Source organism: Halorussus marinus (assembly GCF_004521895.1).
GTDB classification, from domain to species: Archaea; Halobacteriota; Halobacteria; order Halobacteriales; family Haladaptataceae; genus Halorussus; species Halorussus marinus.
Genome location: NZ_SBIR01000021.1, coordinates 1 through 12887 on the forward strand (window position 1 = coordinate 1; position 12887 = coordinate 12887).

A 12887-nucleotide genomic window follows, 5' to 3' on the forward strand; every position below is an offset into this window, starting at 1 on the left:
AAATGGGAGATTGCTTTTTAAGGGGAGAGCAGTGGCTCGCCAGCTGGGCGAGCAACCGCGCCGAGAGGGTGTACGGACTCATGGCTGTCTTAGTGGTGGTGGCGTGATGGCCGAGTTCCCGCCTGTGAGAGTGAGAGCGCTGGAGAGCGCCGCAGCTATCTCTAGGCGGTAAACTTATGCCGACTCGAAATGTAGGAGAAGGTGTTCCACTACCGCTCCTACAGATGGTGAGCCACTGGTGTAGTGGACTTACCGTGCTGTGTGCGTTCTTGCTGTGACTGTCGTAGTCACTACACTTAAAACTGCACCTAGTTTCCGGCAGCGTCTGACGCACGTCTGCCATCAAGCGCCGTCACCTCCGTCGCGGCTGAACCCGATCTCGTGCTCGGGGTCGAGCTCCTCGACCGCGTCGACGCCAGCGACGACGTCGACGATGCGCTCCTGGACCCGGCGCGGGATCTCAGTCCAGCTGCGCGAGCCCATTGGGTCGAACTGGTTCGAGCCCTCGATCCGGTGGGCGCGGTCGACGTGCGTGCAGATCGGCTCCCACGAGTGGTCGCCGTGACTGATCAGCGCGCGGAACTCGAGATCGCGGGGCTCAGTCCGCCACAGGACTTTGACCGTCTGATACTGCAGCTGGGCTGGGGGCTCAGGCTCTTCGTCGACGTCGTCCGCGTCGTTCTGGTCGTCGGAGTTGTCGATGAGGTGGCCGTATTTCGTGTCGCGGGACATCAGTCGTCCACCTCCAATGGGTCGACGTTGCTCTCAGGGCCGGGGAGGTCGTGGTCGACGCTGAGCACGATCGCCCGTTCTTCGTCACAGCGGTCGCAAAGGTGGCTGGATGCGAGCCGGTCACCGTCGACGAAGTGGGTGTCGAGGTGGAGCCAGTCGTGGCCGAACAGCCAGCAACGGACTGGCGTCATAGGTCGATCACCCATCCGCAGACGATACACTCAGAATACCGCCTCACGCGCTCGGTCTGAACGACGGTCTCGCCGTACACCTCGAACACGTTGGGTGGCTCGACGGGGACGGTCTCCTCGCGGGCCTCGAGCGTGTCGTGGCCGGCGACCGGGTGATGGCAGCCCTGTGGACACTCGCCCGCACCGCCGGGGCGTCCAGTCTCGTCGATCGACGTTCCGCCGTCGGTGCGGATCTCGCGGTCCTCCGTCTCGCCCTCGTCGTCTTCGGCGAACTCGCTCTCGGCGTGGTGGATGACGTCGATGTCGTCGGCCGTGCTGACCTTGTCGAGGAAGTCGCTCTTCGACGTCTCGCCCGCGTCGTAAAGGTTGGTTGCGAACTCTAGCGTGTCGCTGATCCGGCAGTCGATCGGCGTGACACCCTCGATGTGGAGGCGGACGACCACGCGATCGTCGACGAGGATCGCACGGTAGAAGTCGCTCGGGACCACGGCGACCGTCCGGCCCTCGTGGTGGCGACGGACGCGCTGGCAGGGACTGGACTGGTCGGCGAGTTCTTCGAGGATGTCGTCGATCGGCTGGGTCATCGCTAGAGCACCTCCCCGATCTGTTCGAAGCGATCGGCGATCTCCTCGAAGTCGCCGGCCGCATCGCGGAGCTGCTCGGGATCCGGGTCGTGCCGGCGGATGACCCGTTGGAGCTCCTCGCGGAACTCCTCGGTGCTCTCAGTCATCGACGACACCTCCCGGCGTGACGCTGTTGTCCTGGCCGGCGAGCATCTCGACGGCCTCGTGGACGTCGCCCGCTGGCGAGTACTCAGGCACGTAGTAGGTGCCGTACTTGAGGTCGTGATCAAGCTCAGCCGGCGTCACCTGCTCTGGGTCCGCTCCGTCGAACGTGATGTGGCTGAGCGAGAGCAGACCGTCGTCACCGACGTGGATGCGGTATCGATCGCCGGTCTCGGTTTCCGCGATCTTAACGCCGTCGACCAGTTCCTCCGGCTCGGCTTTGGGGTCGACGGCGTCATTCATCGCTCTGCCCTCCGTCCGCGACGGTCACCGAATCGAGGCTCTCGAACCCAGACTGGCTGGACTCTTCGTCGAGTTTGTCAGCGCAGACGACACACAGCATGCCGTCGCCGGTCTCCTCGAGGTCGGCCTCGCGCCCACACTTCTCGCACTCGCCGACCTCGGGCTCGACCTCATCGCTCTCGGTGAACTCCTCCTGGCCATCTTCCGGGAGGAAGGCGTAGGGGAGAAGTTCGTCGCGAACCCAGCGGCCGTACTCCTCGACGTGCATCGGCGAGTAGACGGCGGCGTAGCCGCTCGCAGCGACGGTGCCCCGAACCGGCTGGCCGTCCCAGAGATACTGGAAGCCAAGCTGGGTAACACCGTCCGTTCGGAGCTGGGCGTCGTCGTGGTAGCGCACGCCCACGTTCTCCTCGTCATGCTTGTAGCCGATCTGCCAGACCGACGCGTCGTCGCGACGCTCGTACTGCTCGGCGAACGCGTCGAGGTTGAACTCCGCGCGCACGATGTCGACGCCCGCCATCGCGCTCAGTGTCTCCCAGAGGAACGTGCCGTCGCTCGTGTCGATGCCGACGAAGCCGGCGTCGAAGTCGGCGATGTACTCGGTCGCGACCGTCTTGTTCGCCTCGACTTGTTCGGTGAAGATCGCGTCGTCGGCGATGATGACGTCTGTGTCCTGGGCGCTGATCGTGCCGGCGGCGGTGCCGTGGTAAATGGTGACGCCGTCGAGGTACTGGGTTTCGTTGACGACGATGCCACGCGAGTGGCCGTCGGTGTCGGTTTCGAGCTCGAGGTCGATGCTGTGGCGGGGCAGCCCGAGGATGCTCGCCATCATCACCGACCACCGCTGTTCCAGTAGTTATTTGAATGCAGCTGTCCGTGCTCCGCAGCGTCGAGCAGCTCGATGTTGTCCGGCCGGTTGTCGAACGGGATGCCGTTGCGGTGATGCACTTGTGTGTCGGCGACAGCGTCGAACCCGTGTTCTGCGACTGCGAGCAGCCGGTGGACGTACACAAGCCGGTTCGTCCGGTCGCTGCCTTCTTTTGACGACCAGTATTCGTAGCCGCTCGGGAGTGTCCGCACCCGAGCGTACTCGGAGCGGTTTGCTCGCCTGGCGGCTTCGACGCCTGCTTTCCAGTTCTCCCGGGTTTCGATACCGTGGATGTTCAGCCAGCGGGAGACGGTGCTGTGGTTGCAGCCGAGCCGGTCGGCGATCTCCCGCGTGGTCAGTCCGTTGTGCTGGTAGAGGTGGGTGAGGACTGCGGCGTTCTGCCAAGGCTGGTCGCTAGTCGCTATCTGTGTGGCGATACGTTCTTGGGGTGGGGTGCTTTTTGTACTCATTGTCCGGAGTGCGTGCTGTGTGGGTTCGCGGCGGTGATCGCCGCGGGCAGTGCGTCTCGGGACCGCGACATGACATGGGCCGGGCGCGCCCAAACTTTTGGACGGGTGTAGGCGCGCCCGGCGTTGGTCGCGGACGCCAGGTGTCGCTGCCTACCCGTTGTATTCTGTCTCTTAAGTACCTGAGGGGGTTGTTTCCGGAATTTCCGGAATGCAGAAATCGCTAGTTGTGCTGTTTCAAGCCGGTCGTACTGCCGGGTAACGACAGCGGAACAAAGTCGGTCTCTCTCGAAGGGGCGTGTGCGTACCATAGGTGTGTTTTCGATCCGGCCTGTTAGGGGCAGGCCGGATCCGTACGGTCTTACTCGTGAGCCTGTGCTCTAGATCTCGTCACGCGTCTGCAGCGTCAGCTGTGCCGTAGTCGACATCCGGCGTTGTCCACTCGCCAGCGTCTTCGGCGTCGAGCCGTGCCTGGATTGCTTCGCGAACCCACTGGCTTCGGGACGTGTTACTGTGCCGGCGGTTGTCGACTTCGGCCTCCATTTCATCCGGCATCTCGATGCTTGGATTTCCCATCTACTGCTATCTTGCTAAGGCAGTAACTTAGTCCTTTCTCTACTCAGGGACTCTATGGGGCACCCTTTATAGTGCTAACCTGCTAAACTAATAGTATGGCAAACCCAAGTTTCAGCATCGCAGACGAGAAATTAGAAGAACTTGACACTATTATCACGCATAAAAAACTCGAGGGTGATATCCCGATGGATGCATCACGGAGCCAAGTCCTCCGGGACCTTGTCGAGGAGTACATCGAGGGAAACAGGAATATCTCGATCGACACAGCGACAGCGACAGCTGAATGATATCGTCCTGCTTCACGATGCTCTATCTCTCTTAACCAACATCTGCACAATGTCGACCAGTGTTGTTGGTTAACCCGTGGGAAAAATCCCGGCTCGACTACTCGCCGTCCGCAGTCGTCTGCCACCATCGCGATTTCACGAACCGCTGGCTGCACGTCGGCTGGTGTTGGAGTTCGTCGACACCGGGAGTTGGCTCTTCAGTTAACAGCACGCCTGCACCACATTCCTCGCACTCTAAGCGCTTGGGTTCCCCGACCTTGTAGCCGTCCTCCGTGACTGGCGTTTCACTCCGCACAATCGCGAAATGCGTATCGGGATCCGCGAATGACCTCATCGCTCGACCTCCACGCTCGTCGTCGACGTGATCCAGCCCTGGCTGCTCCGGACCTCCATCCCGCTGTCGCGAACGTCCGCCTCGACCCGGTCGTCGTCCTGGTCGAGCGTGCTGTAGAACTGCTCGGCTTCGCCGGGCGTCAGTCCCGACGCGATCGCCGCGCTCTTGAACGCGGCGTAGGTCTCGTCGCGGGCGAGCCGCGCCAGCTCGTCGACGGTCTCATTCTGCATCGTACACCTCCACGCTGGGTTCGTCGATCGTGTCGATCCCGACCGGCCGCCAGTCCTCCGAGACCCTGTCGGGCGTGCGCTCCCACTCCTGGCGATACCACTGACCTGACTCGGTCCGGAAGAACACCACGCGATAGTCGCCGTAGGTCACCGACACCTCGGGCGGTACCTCGTCGTCGAGCGAGAGGGTGCGCTCCCAGGCATCGGCGTCGTACCAGCGACATTCCGGACAGTCCATCCACTCGGCCATCGTCGCGTCACACTCCGGGTTCGGGCACTCGTAGTAGTCGTACGACTCCTCTGACCCGTCCGGCTCAGTGTACGTCTCGGTCGACACGTACTCCAGCGTCTCGACATCGATTTCCGGCCGGCTGAACTCGTCCGACTCCGACAGCCGCGGGTCGTGCTCGGGGTTCCGCACCGGGATCACGCCCTCCAAATCGTCGTAGAGGCCGGGGTGGTTGGTCTGGATGTCGTGGTAGACGTGCGCGGCGAGATCCTCGAGCAGTGACGAGTCCGCGCTGTCGAAGTCGTCGACGTCGAGGCCGTCGATGCGGAGATAGACTGACATCACTCGCTCACCTCCTGAGAGTCGACCGGCCGCCAGTACTCGGGGTTGTTCGCGGGATGGTCGGGGGTGAGCACTTTCTTGCCGTTGAATCGGGTGTCGCACGAGAGCGTGCCGCCCACGGACAGCGACCGGAACGTGTAGGGCTGCTTCCAGTCCTGGGGTGCAACAGCGGTCTCGCCGTCGAACTCGTCCGGCCCGACGTACTCGATAGTATCGCCGTAGTCCAGCTGGTCGAATGACGAGAGCGCGTCCACCGCGTACTCGCCGTCGTCGAGGATGACTGGACATGTTGGCTCGTGGTTCGGCAGCCGCGTTGAACTCTCGCCGCCGCACTCGGTACACCGATACTGCTGGTCGCCAACTCGTTCGAGTGTTTCACCAGTCATCACGCACCGCCTCCGTTGCCGCCGGCGAGCCGGTCTCGCTGGCAGCGGAGCGCCGGATCCACACGGACACCGTCCGGAATCTCGCGCCGGCCAAGCGACAGCAACACACGCCGCGCGTGCTTACAGCCGCCCTCGGGCTCCCGGTACTCCCAGTCAGCGCACTCGCACGACGCATCGCGGAGGTCCACGAGGTAGTCGCTGTGCGCGCCACTGTAGACACGGTAGCGGTCCTCGTCGACCGGGAGGACCGCCATCGCTTCCTCGGCCGCGCGCCGGTCGCGATCGTCGACGTCCTCGGTCTCGGCGGTCTGGGTTTCGACGGCCGCCATCACGCGGTCACCTCCGAGTCGTGGACGTCGACCTCGGCATCGTGGCCGACCTTCCGCTCGCCGAAGCGCGGGCCCTTGTCGACACAGCCCGTCGTCCAGACGTGATAGGTCTCGCCGCCCTCGGTCTCGATCGACAGCTTGTAGATCTCGCCCGAGCGCTTCGCCACCCAGTCCGAGACCCGACCGGTCCGCGTCTGGGTGCCGTGCTGGCTCTGTTGGGCTTGGTAGGTGACGGCCAGCTCGGCGCCGAGCGGGATCGCGGCGAGCGCGTCGTCGGTGCCTGCGACCGTCGCGATCGCGACTGTGGGGATGGTCGCGGTCGTGCCGTTGTCGGCCGAGATCACGACCGCGTCGCCGGCCGCCTCGATGTCGCCGGCGTCGGTGATGCGGGCCGTGTGGCTGTCGTGGTCGTGGACGACGACGGCGGTCGCGCCGGCGTCGAACTGCTCGGCGATCGCGTCGACGATCGCGCCAGCGCTGTCCATGTCCGAGACGTCTCGGGACGCGGGCAGCTCGTGATGTGCGCCCGCGGGAGTCGATGCGTTCTTGTCGATGGGTTTCGAACTCATTGTTGCTTCACCTTGGCGTGGAGCACGGTCGGGCGTGTTAGAGCACGCTTCGGCCAACTTTTGTGGCCGGTGTCCCGCGCTTCCTAACTGGTAGTACAACAGCCACTACCATAAAGATTACGGAGTAATTGACTTCGTATTCTCATTCGTAACTTACTTGGTCATGTCTGTTGTAGTAAGACTGAGGTGCCCCCATGGCCATATCCGAACCAATGGACTACCAACTCGACGACGAAGAACGGACTGTCCTCGACGTCATCCGCCACGAAGGACGCGTCAACCCCCTCCGTGTCCGCGACCAAACCGGCCTGCGCAAACAATACGTCAACGACGCACTCCGGCAACTCGTCAAACTTGGCGTCATCCAGAAAGTCAACCGAGGACTGTACGAACACGTCCCCGACGAAGACGACCTCCTCGGCGCCGATCAAGACGACGAGGTCGAGCGGACGCCCGAAGACGCGCGGATCCAGACACTCGAAGAGCGCAACGAAGACCTCCGCAGCCAGCTGGAGGCCGCCCGCAGCCAAGACGACGTCGACCGCGAGTGCCTGCGGGAGGCGCACGCTGCGCTCGACCGCGCGCTCGCCGAGCTCCCCGAGAGCGCGCCCGGCCGGACCGCCGTCGAAGACGCCCACCGGCGGCTCTGGAAGGTGATCGACGGTGACTGACATCGACTGGCCGACCGGCTGGGACCGCACGCCCGCCGGCGAGCGCGAGCGGAACAACCGGTTCGACACCGGCCTCCGCCAGAGTATCGACGACCTCGTCGACGAGCTCGACCGCGTCGGCGTCGACGACTGGCGGCTGTCCACCGCCGCCAAGCACCAGAAGCAGAACCCGCGCTACCCGTACGCGGACGCGAACCCGGACGATCCGGGTGCGGTGGTCCGCTGGACGATGAACGAGGGCGACCAGTACGCGGCGGCCTGCGACGCCTACACGCGGCTGCGGGACAACATCCGGTCGCTGTATCTCTACATCCGCGAGAAGCGGAAGATGCAGCAGCGTCCCGTCCGCACGGGCGAGTCTGAGTTCGCGAACGCCCGCCTCCCACCGGCTGGCGAGGCGGCCGACGCGATCGTCGTCGGCGACGGCCGCGGCGGGCGCGAGCCCCACGAGGTGCTTGAGGTTAGTCCGGACGCGAGCCCGGAGGTCGTGCGGGCGGCGGCCCGCCAGCGGCTCGCCGAAACGCATCCCGACCAGGGCGGCAGCCAGCGCGAGTTCCAGCAGGTTCAGGAAGCGAAGGAGGAACTGCTCGATGCCTGACCGGGAGATCGTGGCGGTCGACCTGTTCTGCGGCGCCGGCGGGTTCAGCGAAGGCCTCCGCGAGGCCTGCAGCGACCTCGGCTACAGCCTCCGTCTGGCCGCGATCAACCACTGGGAACCCGCGGTCCAGACCCACGAGGCGAACCATCCGGATGCCGACCAGTACGACTCGAAGGTTGAGCAGCTCCACCCGCCCGAAGTCATCGAGCGCCTCGCCGGCGACGGCGAGACGACGCCCGACGTCGACCTGCTCGTCGGCGGGCCCGAATGCACCCACTTCTCCAGGGCCCGGGGCGGCAAGCCGGTCAGCGAACAGAAGCGGATGAGCTCGTGGCACGTCCTCGATTGGCTGGAGAAGCTCGACGTCGACGCGTTCGTTATCGAGAACGTCCCTGAGATCCAGGACTGGGGCCCCGTCGACGAGGACGGCCAGCCCGTGCGTGACGGCTCGATCTTCGACGCCTGGGTGAACGCACTGAACCAGCTGGGCTACGCGGTTGACTGGACGCAGCTCGTCGCCGCCGACTACGGCGATCCGACTACGCGCGAGCGGTTCTTCATCATCGGCCGGCAGGCCGGCTCGGTCACCTTCCCCGAGCCCACGCACAGCGACGATCGGGACGATCTGCCCGACCACCGCACCGCGGCCGAGATCATCGACTGGTCGGACCTCGGCGGGTCGATCTGGACGCGCGACCTCGACGACGGCCGGAAGACCCCGCCGAAGAACTCCACGATGCAGCGCATCGCCGAAGGGCTGCGGCGCCACTGTGGTGACGCGGTCGCGCCGTTCGCGGACGCTCTGGAGGCGCTCGAGAAGGACGACATCTACGAGCTGCGCGAAGAGCGCGTCGTCCCCGCGGAGTACGCGTCGACGGTCGCCGGCCTCGTCGACGAACCGTTCCTGATCCCGCTCCCCGGCTGCGAGACCTCGATGTCGGCGACGCACTTGCTCCGCCAGCAGGACGGCGCCCACCCAGTCAACGTCCACGAGTCGCCGGTCCCAACGATCGCGACCCGGGGCGGACACGCGATCGCCACGACGGAAGCACGGTCGCTGGTGATGCCGAAGAACGGCCGCTATCGCGGGCTGCACAGCAACCGGCTCTACGACGCTGGTAGCCAGCCATTCCACACGGTCACCGCCGACCCGCGAGCGAAACTCGTCACGCCGTACCTCTGCCCGCTCTACAACGGCCGGCCCGGCCAGCGCCCGCGGACCCGGTCGGTCGACCGGCCGCTCATGACGGTGACCGCGTCGAAGAGCCCCGCGGGCGTCGCGACGCCGCTGGTCCAGCCGTTCCTCGACGACTACGAGGGCCCACCGAAGTCCCTCGATCAGCCGGTCGGCACGATCACCAGCCGCGACCGGTTCGCGCTCTGCGTTCCGGAGCTCTGGCCGTGGGGCCTCGACGTCCGGTATCGGATGCTCCAGCCGCGAGAACTCAAGCAGGCCCAGGGGTTCCCGGCGGACTACGAGCTCGTCGGGACGAAAACCGATCGGACCGAGCAGATCGGGAACGCGGTGCCGGTCAACCTCGCGCGCTCGCTCTGCAAGCACGTCTTGACGGCCGAGGATCCGAGCCTCGCGACGTACGGTGGTGGTCTCGCCGACGAAGCAGATGCGGAAATCCCGTCCTACGAGGAGGTAGCGTCCGGTGACTAAGCGTTTCGTCATCGTCGGGTGCGGGTCCGCGAAGCGGGACCGCGAACTGGAGCCGGGAACACTCTTCGAGAAGCGCTGGCCGGCGCGTGACCTCTACACATCGAACTACTTCGGCCTGAAACGCGAGTATGCCGAGGAGCGCGGCGACCAGTGGATGATCCTTTCCGCGCTTCACGGCCTCATCCCGCCGACCGAGGAAATCAAACCCTACGACGTGACCATCGACGACCTCGACGACGCGCGCCTCGACCAGCTCGCCCATCGCGTCGGCATGACGCTGATCGAATGGGTCGAGTGGGAGTGCAACGAGGGGAACGAGGTCGAGGAGATCGCCGTCCTCGCCGGTCGGAAGTATCTCGATCCGCTTCGAGAGCGCGATGCGTTCTCCGCCGGGATTGGGCCGCGCGTCGTGTTCCCGCTCCAGCAGGCAGACTTGGGCGGGATCGGCGAGCAGATGCACTGGCTCAAAGAGCGCGTCGAAGCGAGCCAGCAGAAACAGACGACGCTGGTGACCGACGGCGGCCGTGATCAGTCGACGGACGCGACCGACTAAACCCCTGTAGTCCCAACCCCTCGGGTATGCCCGAGGAGACCACTGATATCGTCGACCGTGTCGTCCGCACTGTCTACTATCAGACCAGCCCCACTCAGCCCGATCGGATCCCCGCCCACAAGGTCGTGATGATCCTCGCCGGCAACGGCAGCGAAGACGAGTTCCGCGTCCGGCGGGCGCTCGATGACGCGGTCGAGGTGGGCCGGCTGGAGCGCGACGAAGACCACGTCTGGCTGCCGGACGAGTAGCACGGCGTGCTACCCTCGAAACCACCCGCGGGAAGCGTCTTAGATCTCTAAGTTAGATTTCTGAGTAACGATATTCAGATATCTTTCTCACTGATCTATCTCACTGACGCAGGACAGATGTCTGACGTACTTTCATATCACAGGCATCCATCTCACTAAGCATGTCTTCCTATCATAGTCCAGAAATCTTATTTGGTATACTCTCGTATACCACAGTATGCGGGAAAACACTATCAAAGTCAGCGACTCCGAGAAGGAAGCACTCGACGATGCCCGCGAGGAGATCTTCGGCACCCAGAGCGTCCCCTACGGCGAAGTTATCCAGAAACTCACGGAAAAATACGATGAGTAGCGACTGTCCTACCTGCGGCGAGAGTTTTGACTCGGAACACGGGATGAAAATCCACCACTATGGCGCGCATGGTGAATCCCTCGCCAAGAAAAACTGCACATGCAAGAACTGCGGTGTGACCTTCAAGGAGTTTCAATCACGAATCGAACGCGGAAAGGGCAAGTTCTGTTCGAAAGAGTGCAAACACGATATCGGCCGCGTTGAAGTCGAGTGCCATCAATGCGGGACAGTTGTGAAGCAGGCAGAGCACCGCGCCGAGCGATATGAGCGGTCGTTCTGTTCTCAAGAATGCAACGACGAATGGTTGACACTGGAGGGGAACGCTCCTGGATGGGGCCAACAGCAAGAGAACCATTCGCAGTGGAAAGGTGGTACAAAAAGATGGTACGGCACAAACTGGGCGGAACAGCGCGAGAAAGCCCTCGAACGAGATAACTATCAATGCAAGTCCTGTGGGATGACACAGGACGAACACGAGGATGCCTATGGCCGCGACCTCGCAGTACACCACCTGACACCCATTCGTGAGTTTCGGAGCGATGGCAACCTAGATGCTGAAGCCGCGAATACTCTGGATAATCTCATGACGGTCTGCCGTGGTTGTCACAAACAATGGGATCTGCTCCCGATTCAGCCGGAGGTAGCCTGATGCTGTCATACACTGTCTGGGCGGAAAGCGGCGGCGTGGGCAAGAGCACGCTCGCGGCGAACCTCGCGGTCGCCCACAGCCGCGCCGGCCTCAACGTGCTTGTCGTCCCGCTCGACCCTCAAGACGGAGACCTCAGCCGGCTCATGGGCGTCGACGGCGATCGTGCCGACCCCGATGCCGACAGTCTCGTCCGCCACATCATCCAGTCGCCGAAGGGCCCGTTCGACGAGCTCATCCGGACGACCGAAGACGTCGACGTCGTCCCCGAGCACAACAACCTCTCGGACTTGGCCGGTCACCTTGATCGCGAGCAGTCGAAGGCCGAGCAGCTCGGCGACGCGTACAACGTGCATGGGCAACTCCGAAGGGTGCTCGGCGATGCTGGCGTCGCTGACGACTACGACGTCCTGATCTGTGATCCGCCGGCGACGGAGGGCCCGCATCTCTACAACGCGATCTTCGCCACCCGCAATCTCGTGATCCCGGTCGAACCCTCGGCGAAAGGCCAGGCGAGCGTGGAAGGGTTGGAGAATCTCGCGGGGAACTTCGCCGACCAGCTCGGCATCGACGTCGGCGTCTTGGCGGCCGTGCCCAACGGGGTGAAGAACACGAGCGACCAGGAGGAGATCCTTGACGAGATCGAGTTCGCGACGCCCGAAACGATCCGTGACCGGACGTCGTTGATGGAGGGGTGTTGGCGTCAGCAGTGCTCGGCGTTCCGGTATGTCGCCGAGCATCGTGATCGGCGCCGGGACTACGAGCTGGAGACGCTCGCCCAGGTGGACCGGCTAGCGCGCCACCTCGAGGAGCAGGTTGGGCTGGAGGCGCCGCGGCCGCCTGAGCCGGGCGCGATCGCGGAGGTTGATAAAGCATGAATGGGTTTAAGGAAGGTGCGGCTGGCGACGCGTTCAGCGACGACGATGTCGATGACGAGGACGAAGAGGGCGGGGGTGACGTGGCCGAGAGCGCCGTCGACGAGGTCGCGGACGACATCCAGAGCGCCAGCACCGAGGGCTCGACCGAGAACACATCGATGGCGGAGGGTGGGCTGCCGTGGCTCTACCGCCGCGACAGCATCACGGACGGCCGAGAGAAGACGGTGCAGCTCCACCTCCAGTCGTCAACGCTGGACGAGCAGCGGGACGCTCGGGCTGCGGTCGAGAAACAGCTCGGCGAGTCCGTGAAGAAGGCGGACTTGCGGGAGGCCGCGGTGCTCGTGGGGCTGCGGCACGTCGACGAGGTCGCCGATCAGCTCCGCGAGTGGGGCTACGACGTCGACTAGTAGGCCTACTGAGAGAGATTACGGTCTCCGATGCGTCGCTGTCCGGCGGTCTTGCCGTGGTTCTATGTGGAGAGATAGAAATGCTTATTCGTCTCCACAGGCCGAAACGTCGACCACCACGGTCTTAACCAACAGAAGGAGACAGAAACCGCCGAGCGTTGGTTAAACTCAAGCGCTCTTATGTAGAGCTGCGGAAAGCCCCGATAACGAGGCAATCAATGGTTGAGTCGACGGATTCACCAGCCAAGTTGAGTGATCGAACAATGCCGAAGGTGTGAGCGGCCTGTTCCAAGCCCTGCT

Annotated in this window: 23 protein-coding genes and 1 pseudogene; 10 read left to right on the forward strand and 14 right to left on the reverse strand. The window is 63.9% G+C overall.

Features of this window, described 5'->3' with window-relative positions; all coding sequences use genetic code 11:
* Window positions 1–342: 342 nt before the first annotated feature.
* From EPL04_RS18365 to EPL04_RS18395, 8 genes are all read right to left on the reverse strand, one after another.
* Window positions 343–732 carry a hypothetical protein gene (locus EPL04_RS18365; RefSeq protein ID WP_134672637.1) on the reverse strand — a complete coding sequence of 130 codons (390 nt, stop codon included), beginning with the start codon at window positions 730–732 and terminating at the stop codon, window positions 343–345.
* Window positions 732–923, reverse strand: coding sequence for a hypothetical protein (locus EPL04_RS18370; protein WP_134672638.1), 192 nt, complete (start codon window positions 921–923; stop codon window positions 732–734). The genes EPL04_RS18365 and EPL04_RS18370 overlap by 1 nt, the downstream gene beginning before the upstream one ends.
* Window positions 920–1507 (reverse strand): hypothetical protein, encoded by a 588-nt coding sequence (locus EPL04_RS18375; RefSeq protein ID WP_134672639.1) that lies wholly within the window; start codon window positions 1505–1507, stop codon window positions 920–922. Before EPL04_RS18375 ends, EPL04_RS18370 begins: the two co-directional genes overlap by 4 nt.
* Window positions 1508–1509: 2 nt before the next feature.
* Window positions 1510–1653: a hypothetical protein gene (locus EPL04_RS18955; RefSeq protein WP_167599524.1), complete on the reverse strand. Its 144-nt coding sequence runs from the start codon at window positions 1651–1653 to the stop codon at window positions 1510–1512.
* Window positions 1646–1951, reverse strand: coding sequence for a hypothetical protein (locus EPL04_RS18380; protein WP_134672640.1), 306 nt, complete (start codon window positions 1949–1951; stop codon window positions 1646–1648). The genes EPL04_RS18955 and EPL04_RS18380 overlap by 8 nt, the downstream gene beginning before the upstream one ends.
* The gene (locus EPL04_RS18385; RefSeq protein ID WP_134672641.1) at window positions 1944–2783 is read right to left on the reverse strand and encodes a hypothetical protein; all 840 of its coding nucleotides are present in this window, start codon (window positions 2781–2783) and stop codon (window positions 1944–1946) included. Before EPL04_RS18385 ends, EPL04_RS18380 begins: the two co-directional genes overlap by 8 nt.
* Window positions 2783–3289, reverse strand: a complete 507-nt coding sequence (locus EPL04_RS18390; protein ID WP_134672642.1) for a helix-turn-helix domain-containing protein — start codon at window positions 3287–3289, stop codon at window positions 2783–2785. The genes EPL04_RS18385 and EPL04_RS18390 overlap by 1 nt, the downstream gene beginning before the upstream one ends.
* 387 nt (window positions 3290–3676) lie before the next feature.
* On the reverse strand, window positions 3677–3862 hold the full coding sequence (locus EPL04_RS18395; RefSeq protein ID WP_134672643.1) for a ribbon-helix-helix domain-containing protein: 186 nt from the start codon (window positions 3860–3862) through the stop codon (window positions 3677–3679).
* Window positions 3863–3957: 95 nt separating this feature from the next.
* On the opposite strand from EPL04_RS18395, the gene EPL04_RS18400 reads away from it, so the two are divergent.
* Window positions 3958–4149, forward strand: a complete 192-nt coding sequence (locus tag EPL04_RS18400) for a hypothetical protein (protein WP_134672644.1) — start codon at window positions 3958–3960, stop codon at window positions 4147–4149.
* Window positions 4150–4479: 330 nt separating this feature from the next.
* Here the strand turns inward: EPL04_RS18400 and EPL04_RS18410 are convergent, their stop codons facing one another.
* From EPL04_RS18410 to EPL04_RS18430, 5 genes are read right to left on the reverse strand one after another with little or no spacing between them, the layout of a single operon-like run.
* A complete protein-coding gene (locus EPL04_RS18410) occupies window positions 4480–4713 on the reverse strand; it encodes a hypothetical protein (RefSeq protein WP_134672646.1) in 234 nt (77 codons plus the stop codon).
* On the reverse strand, window positions 4703–5284 hold the full coding sequence (locus EPL04_RS18415; protein ID WP_134672647.1) for a hypothetical protein: 582 nt from the start codon (window positions 5282–5284) through the stop codon (window positions 4703–4705). The genes EPL04_RS18410 and EPL04_RS18415 overlap by 11 nt, the downstream gene beginning before the upstream one ends.
* Complete coding sequence (locus EPL04_RS18420) at window positions 5284–5670, reverse strand: hypothetical protein (RefSeq protein WP_134672648.1); 387 nt, start codon at window positions 5668–5670, stop codon at window positions 5284–5286. The genes EPL04_RS18415 and EPL04_RS18420 overlap by 1 nt, the downstream gene beginning before the upstream one ends.
* Window positions 5670–5999: an SWIM zinc finger family protein gene (locus EPL04_RS18425; RefSeq protein ID WP_134672649.1), complete on the reverse strand. Its 330-nt coding sequence runs from the start codon at window positions 5997–5999 to the stop codon at window positions 5670–5672. Before EPL04_RS18425 ends, EPL04_RS18420 begins: the two co-directional genes overlap by 1 nt.
* A complete protein-coding gene (locus tag EPL04_RS18430; protein ID WP_134672650.1) occupies window positions 5999–6568 on the reverse strand; it encodes a hypothetical protein in 570 nt (189 codons plus the stop codon). Before EPL04_RS18430 ends, EPL04_RS18425 begins: the two co-directional genes overlap by 1 nt.
* Window positions 6569–6780: 212 nt before the next feature.
* Here EPL04_RS18430 and EPL04_RS19105 point away from each other — a divergent pair, with 212 nt between their 5' ends.
* From EPL04_RS19105 to EPL04_RS18470, 9 genes are all read left to right on the forward strand, one after another.
* A complete protein-coding gene (locus EPL04_RS19105; RefSeq protein ID WP_209019672.1) occupies window positions 6781–7239 on the forward strand; it encodes a hypothetical protein in 459 nt (152 codons plus the stop codon).
* Window positions 7232–7837 carry a J domain-containing protein gene (locus EPL04_RS19275; RefSeq protein WP_134672651.1) on the forward strand — a complete coding sequence of 202 codons (606 nt, stop codon included), beginning with the start codon at window positions 7232–7234 and terminating at the stop codon, window positions 7835–7837. Before EPL04_RS19105 ends, EPL04_RS19275 begins: the two co-directional genes overlap by 8 nt.
* Window positions 7830–9503, forward strand: coding sequence for a DNA cytosine methyltransferase (locus EPL04_RS18445; RefSeq protein WP_134672652.1), 1674 nt, complete (start codon window positions 7830–7832; stop codon window positions 9501–9503). Before EPL04_RS19275 ends, EPL04_RS18445 begins: the two co-directional genes overlap by 8 nt.
* Window positions 9496–10056, forward strand: coding sequence for a DUF6884 domain-containing protein (locus tag EPL04_RS18450; protein WP_134672653.1), 561 nt, complete (start codon window positions 9496–9498; stop codon window positions 10054–10056). The genes EPL04_RS18445 and EPL04_RS18450 overlap by 8 nt, the downstream gene beginning before the upstream one ends.
* Before the next feature lie 26 nt (window positions 10057–10082).
* Entirely contained in the window at window positions 10083–10304 is a 222-nt protein-coding gene (locus EPL04_RS18455) for a hypothetical protein (RefSeq protein WP_134672654.1), read from the forward strand.
* Between the two features lie 217 nt (window positions 10305–10521).
* Window positions 10522–10656 carry a hypothetical protein gene (locus EPL04_RS19390; protein WP_280633735.1) on the forward strand — a complete coding sequence of 45 codons (135 nt, stop codon included), beginning with the start codon at window positions 10522–10524 and terminating at the stop codon, window positions 10654–10656.
* Window positions 10657–10699: 43 nt separating this feature from the next.
* Entirely contained in the window at window positions 10700–11305 is a 606-nt protein-coding gene (locus EPL04_RS18460) for an HNH endonuclease (RefSeq protein ID WP_167599525.1), read from the forward strand.
* Window positions 11305–12180 carry a ParA family protein gene (locus EPL04_RS18465; RefSeq protein ID WP_134672656.1) on the forward strand — a complete coding sequence of 292 codons (876 nt, stop codon included), beginning with the start codon at window positions 11305–11307 and terminating at the stop codon, window positions 12178–12180. The genes EPL04_RS18460 and EPL04_RS18465 overlap by 1 nt, the downstream gene beginning before the upstream one ends.
* Complete coding sequence (locus EPL04_RS18470; protein WP_134672657.1) at window positions 12177–12587, forward strand: hypothetical protein; 411 nt, start codon at window positions 12177–12179, stop codon at window positions 12585–12587. The genes EPL04_RS18465 and EPL04_RS18470 overlap by 4 nt, the downstream gene beginning before the upstream one ends.
* A gap of 178 nt (window positions 12588–12765) precedes the next feature.
* Here the strand turns inward: EPL04_RS18470 and EPL04_RS18475 are convergent.
* Window positions 12766–12887, reverse strand: a pseudogene (locus EPL04_RS18475) (IS1595 family transposase); the annotation flags it as partial.

Bases quoted from the DNA above. Each gene is read 5' to 3' on its own strand.
- EPL04_RS18365 (WP_134672637.1), bottom strand. From the start codon at position 732: ATGTCCCGCGACACGAAATACGGCCACCTCATCGACAACTCCGACGAC.
- EPL04_RS18370 (WP_134672638.1), bottom strand. From the start codon at position 923: ATGACGCCAGTCCGTTGCTGGCTGTTCGGCCACGACTGGCTCCACCTC.
- EPL04_RS18375 (WP_134672639.1), bottom strand. From the start codon at position 1,507: ATGACCCAGCCGATCGACGACATCCTCGAAGAACTCGCCGACCAGTCC.
- EPL04_RS18955 (WP_167599524.1), bottom strand. From the start codon at position 1,653: ATGACTGAGAGCACCGAGGAGTTCCGCGAGGAGCTCCAACGGGTCATC.
- EPL04_RS18380 (WP_134672640.1), bottom strand. From the start codon at position 1,951: ATGAATGACGCCGTCGACCCCAAAGCCGAGCCGGAGGAACTGGTCGAC.
- EPL04_RS18385 (WP_134672641.1), bottom strand. From the start codon at position 2,783: ATGATGGCGAGCATCCTCGGGCTGCCCCGCCACAGCATCGACCTCGAG.
- EPL04_RS18390 (WP_134672642.1), bottom strand. From the start codon at position 3,289: ATGAGTACAAAAAGCACCCCACCCCAAGAACGTATCGCCACACAGATA.
- EPL04_RS18395 (WP_134672643.1), bottom strand. From the start codon at position 3,862: ATGGGAAATCCAAGCATCGAGATGCCGGATGAAATGGAGGCCGAAGTC.
- EPL04_RS18400 (WP_134672644.1), top strand. From the start codon at position 3,958: ATGGCAAACCCAAGTTTCAGCATCGCAGACGAGAAATTAGAAGAACTT.
- EPL04_RS18410 (WP_134672646.1), bottom strand. From the start codon at position 4,713: ATGCAGAATGAGACCGTCGACGAGCTGGCGCGGCTCGCCCGCGACGAG.
- EPL04_RS18415 (WP_134672647.1), bottom strand. From the start codon at position 5,284: ATGTCAGTCTATCTCCGCATCGACGGCCTCGACGTCGACGACTTCGAC.
- EPL04_RS18420 (WP_134672648.1), bottom strand. From the start codon at position 5,670: ATGACTGGTGAAACACTCGAACGAGTTGGCGACCAGCAGTATCGGTGT.
- EPL04_RS18425 (WP_134672649.1), bottom strand. From the start codon at position 5,999: ATGGCGGCCGTCGAAACCCAGACCGCCGAGACCGAGGACGTCGACGAT.
- EPL04_RS18430 (WP_134672650.1), bottom strand. From the start codon at position 6,568: ATGAGTTCGAAACCCATCGACAAGAACGCATCGACTCCCGCGGGCGCA.
- EPL04_RS19105 (WP_209019672.1), top strand. From the start codon at position 6,781: ATGGACTACCAACTCGACGACGAAGAACGGACTGTCCTCGACGTCATC.
- EPL04_RS18445 (WP_134672652.1), top strand. From the start codon at position 7,830: ATGCCTGACCGGGAGATCGTGGCGGTCGACCTGTTCTGCGGCGCCGGC.
- EPL04_RS18455 (WP_134672654.1), top strand. From the start codon at position 10,083: ATGCCCGAGGAGACCACTGATATCGTCGACCGTGTCGTCCGCACTGTC.
- EPL04_RS19390 (WP_280633735.1), top strand. From the start codon at position 10,522: ATGCGGGAAAACACTATCAAAGTCAGCGACTCCGAGAAGGAAGCACTC.
- EPL04_RS18460 (WP_167599525.1), top strand. From the start codon at position 10,700: ATGAAAATCCACCACTATGGCGCGCATGGTGAATCCCTCGCCAAGAAA.
- EPL04_RS18465 (WP_134672656.1), top strand. From the start codon at position 11,305: ATGCTGTCATACACTGTCTGGGCGGAAAGCGGCGGCGTGGGCAAGAGC.
- EPL04_RS18470 (WP_134672657.1), top strand. From the start codon at position 12,177: ATGAATGGGTTTAAGGAAGGTGCGGCTGGCGACGCGTTCAGCGACGAC.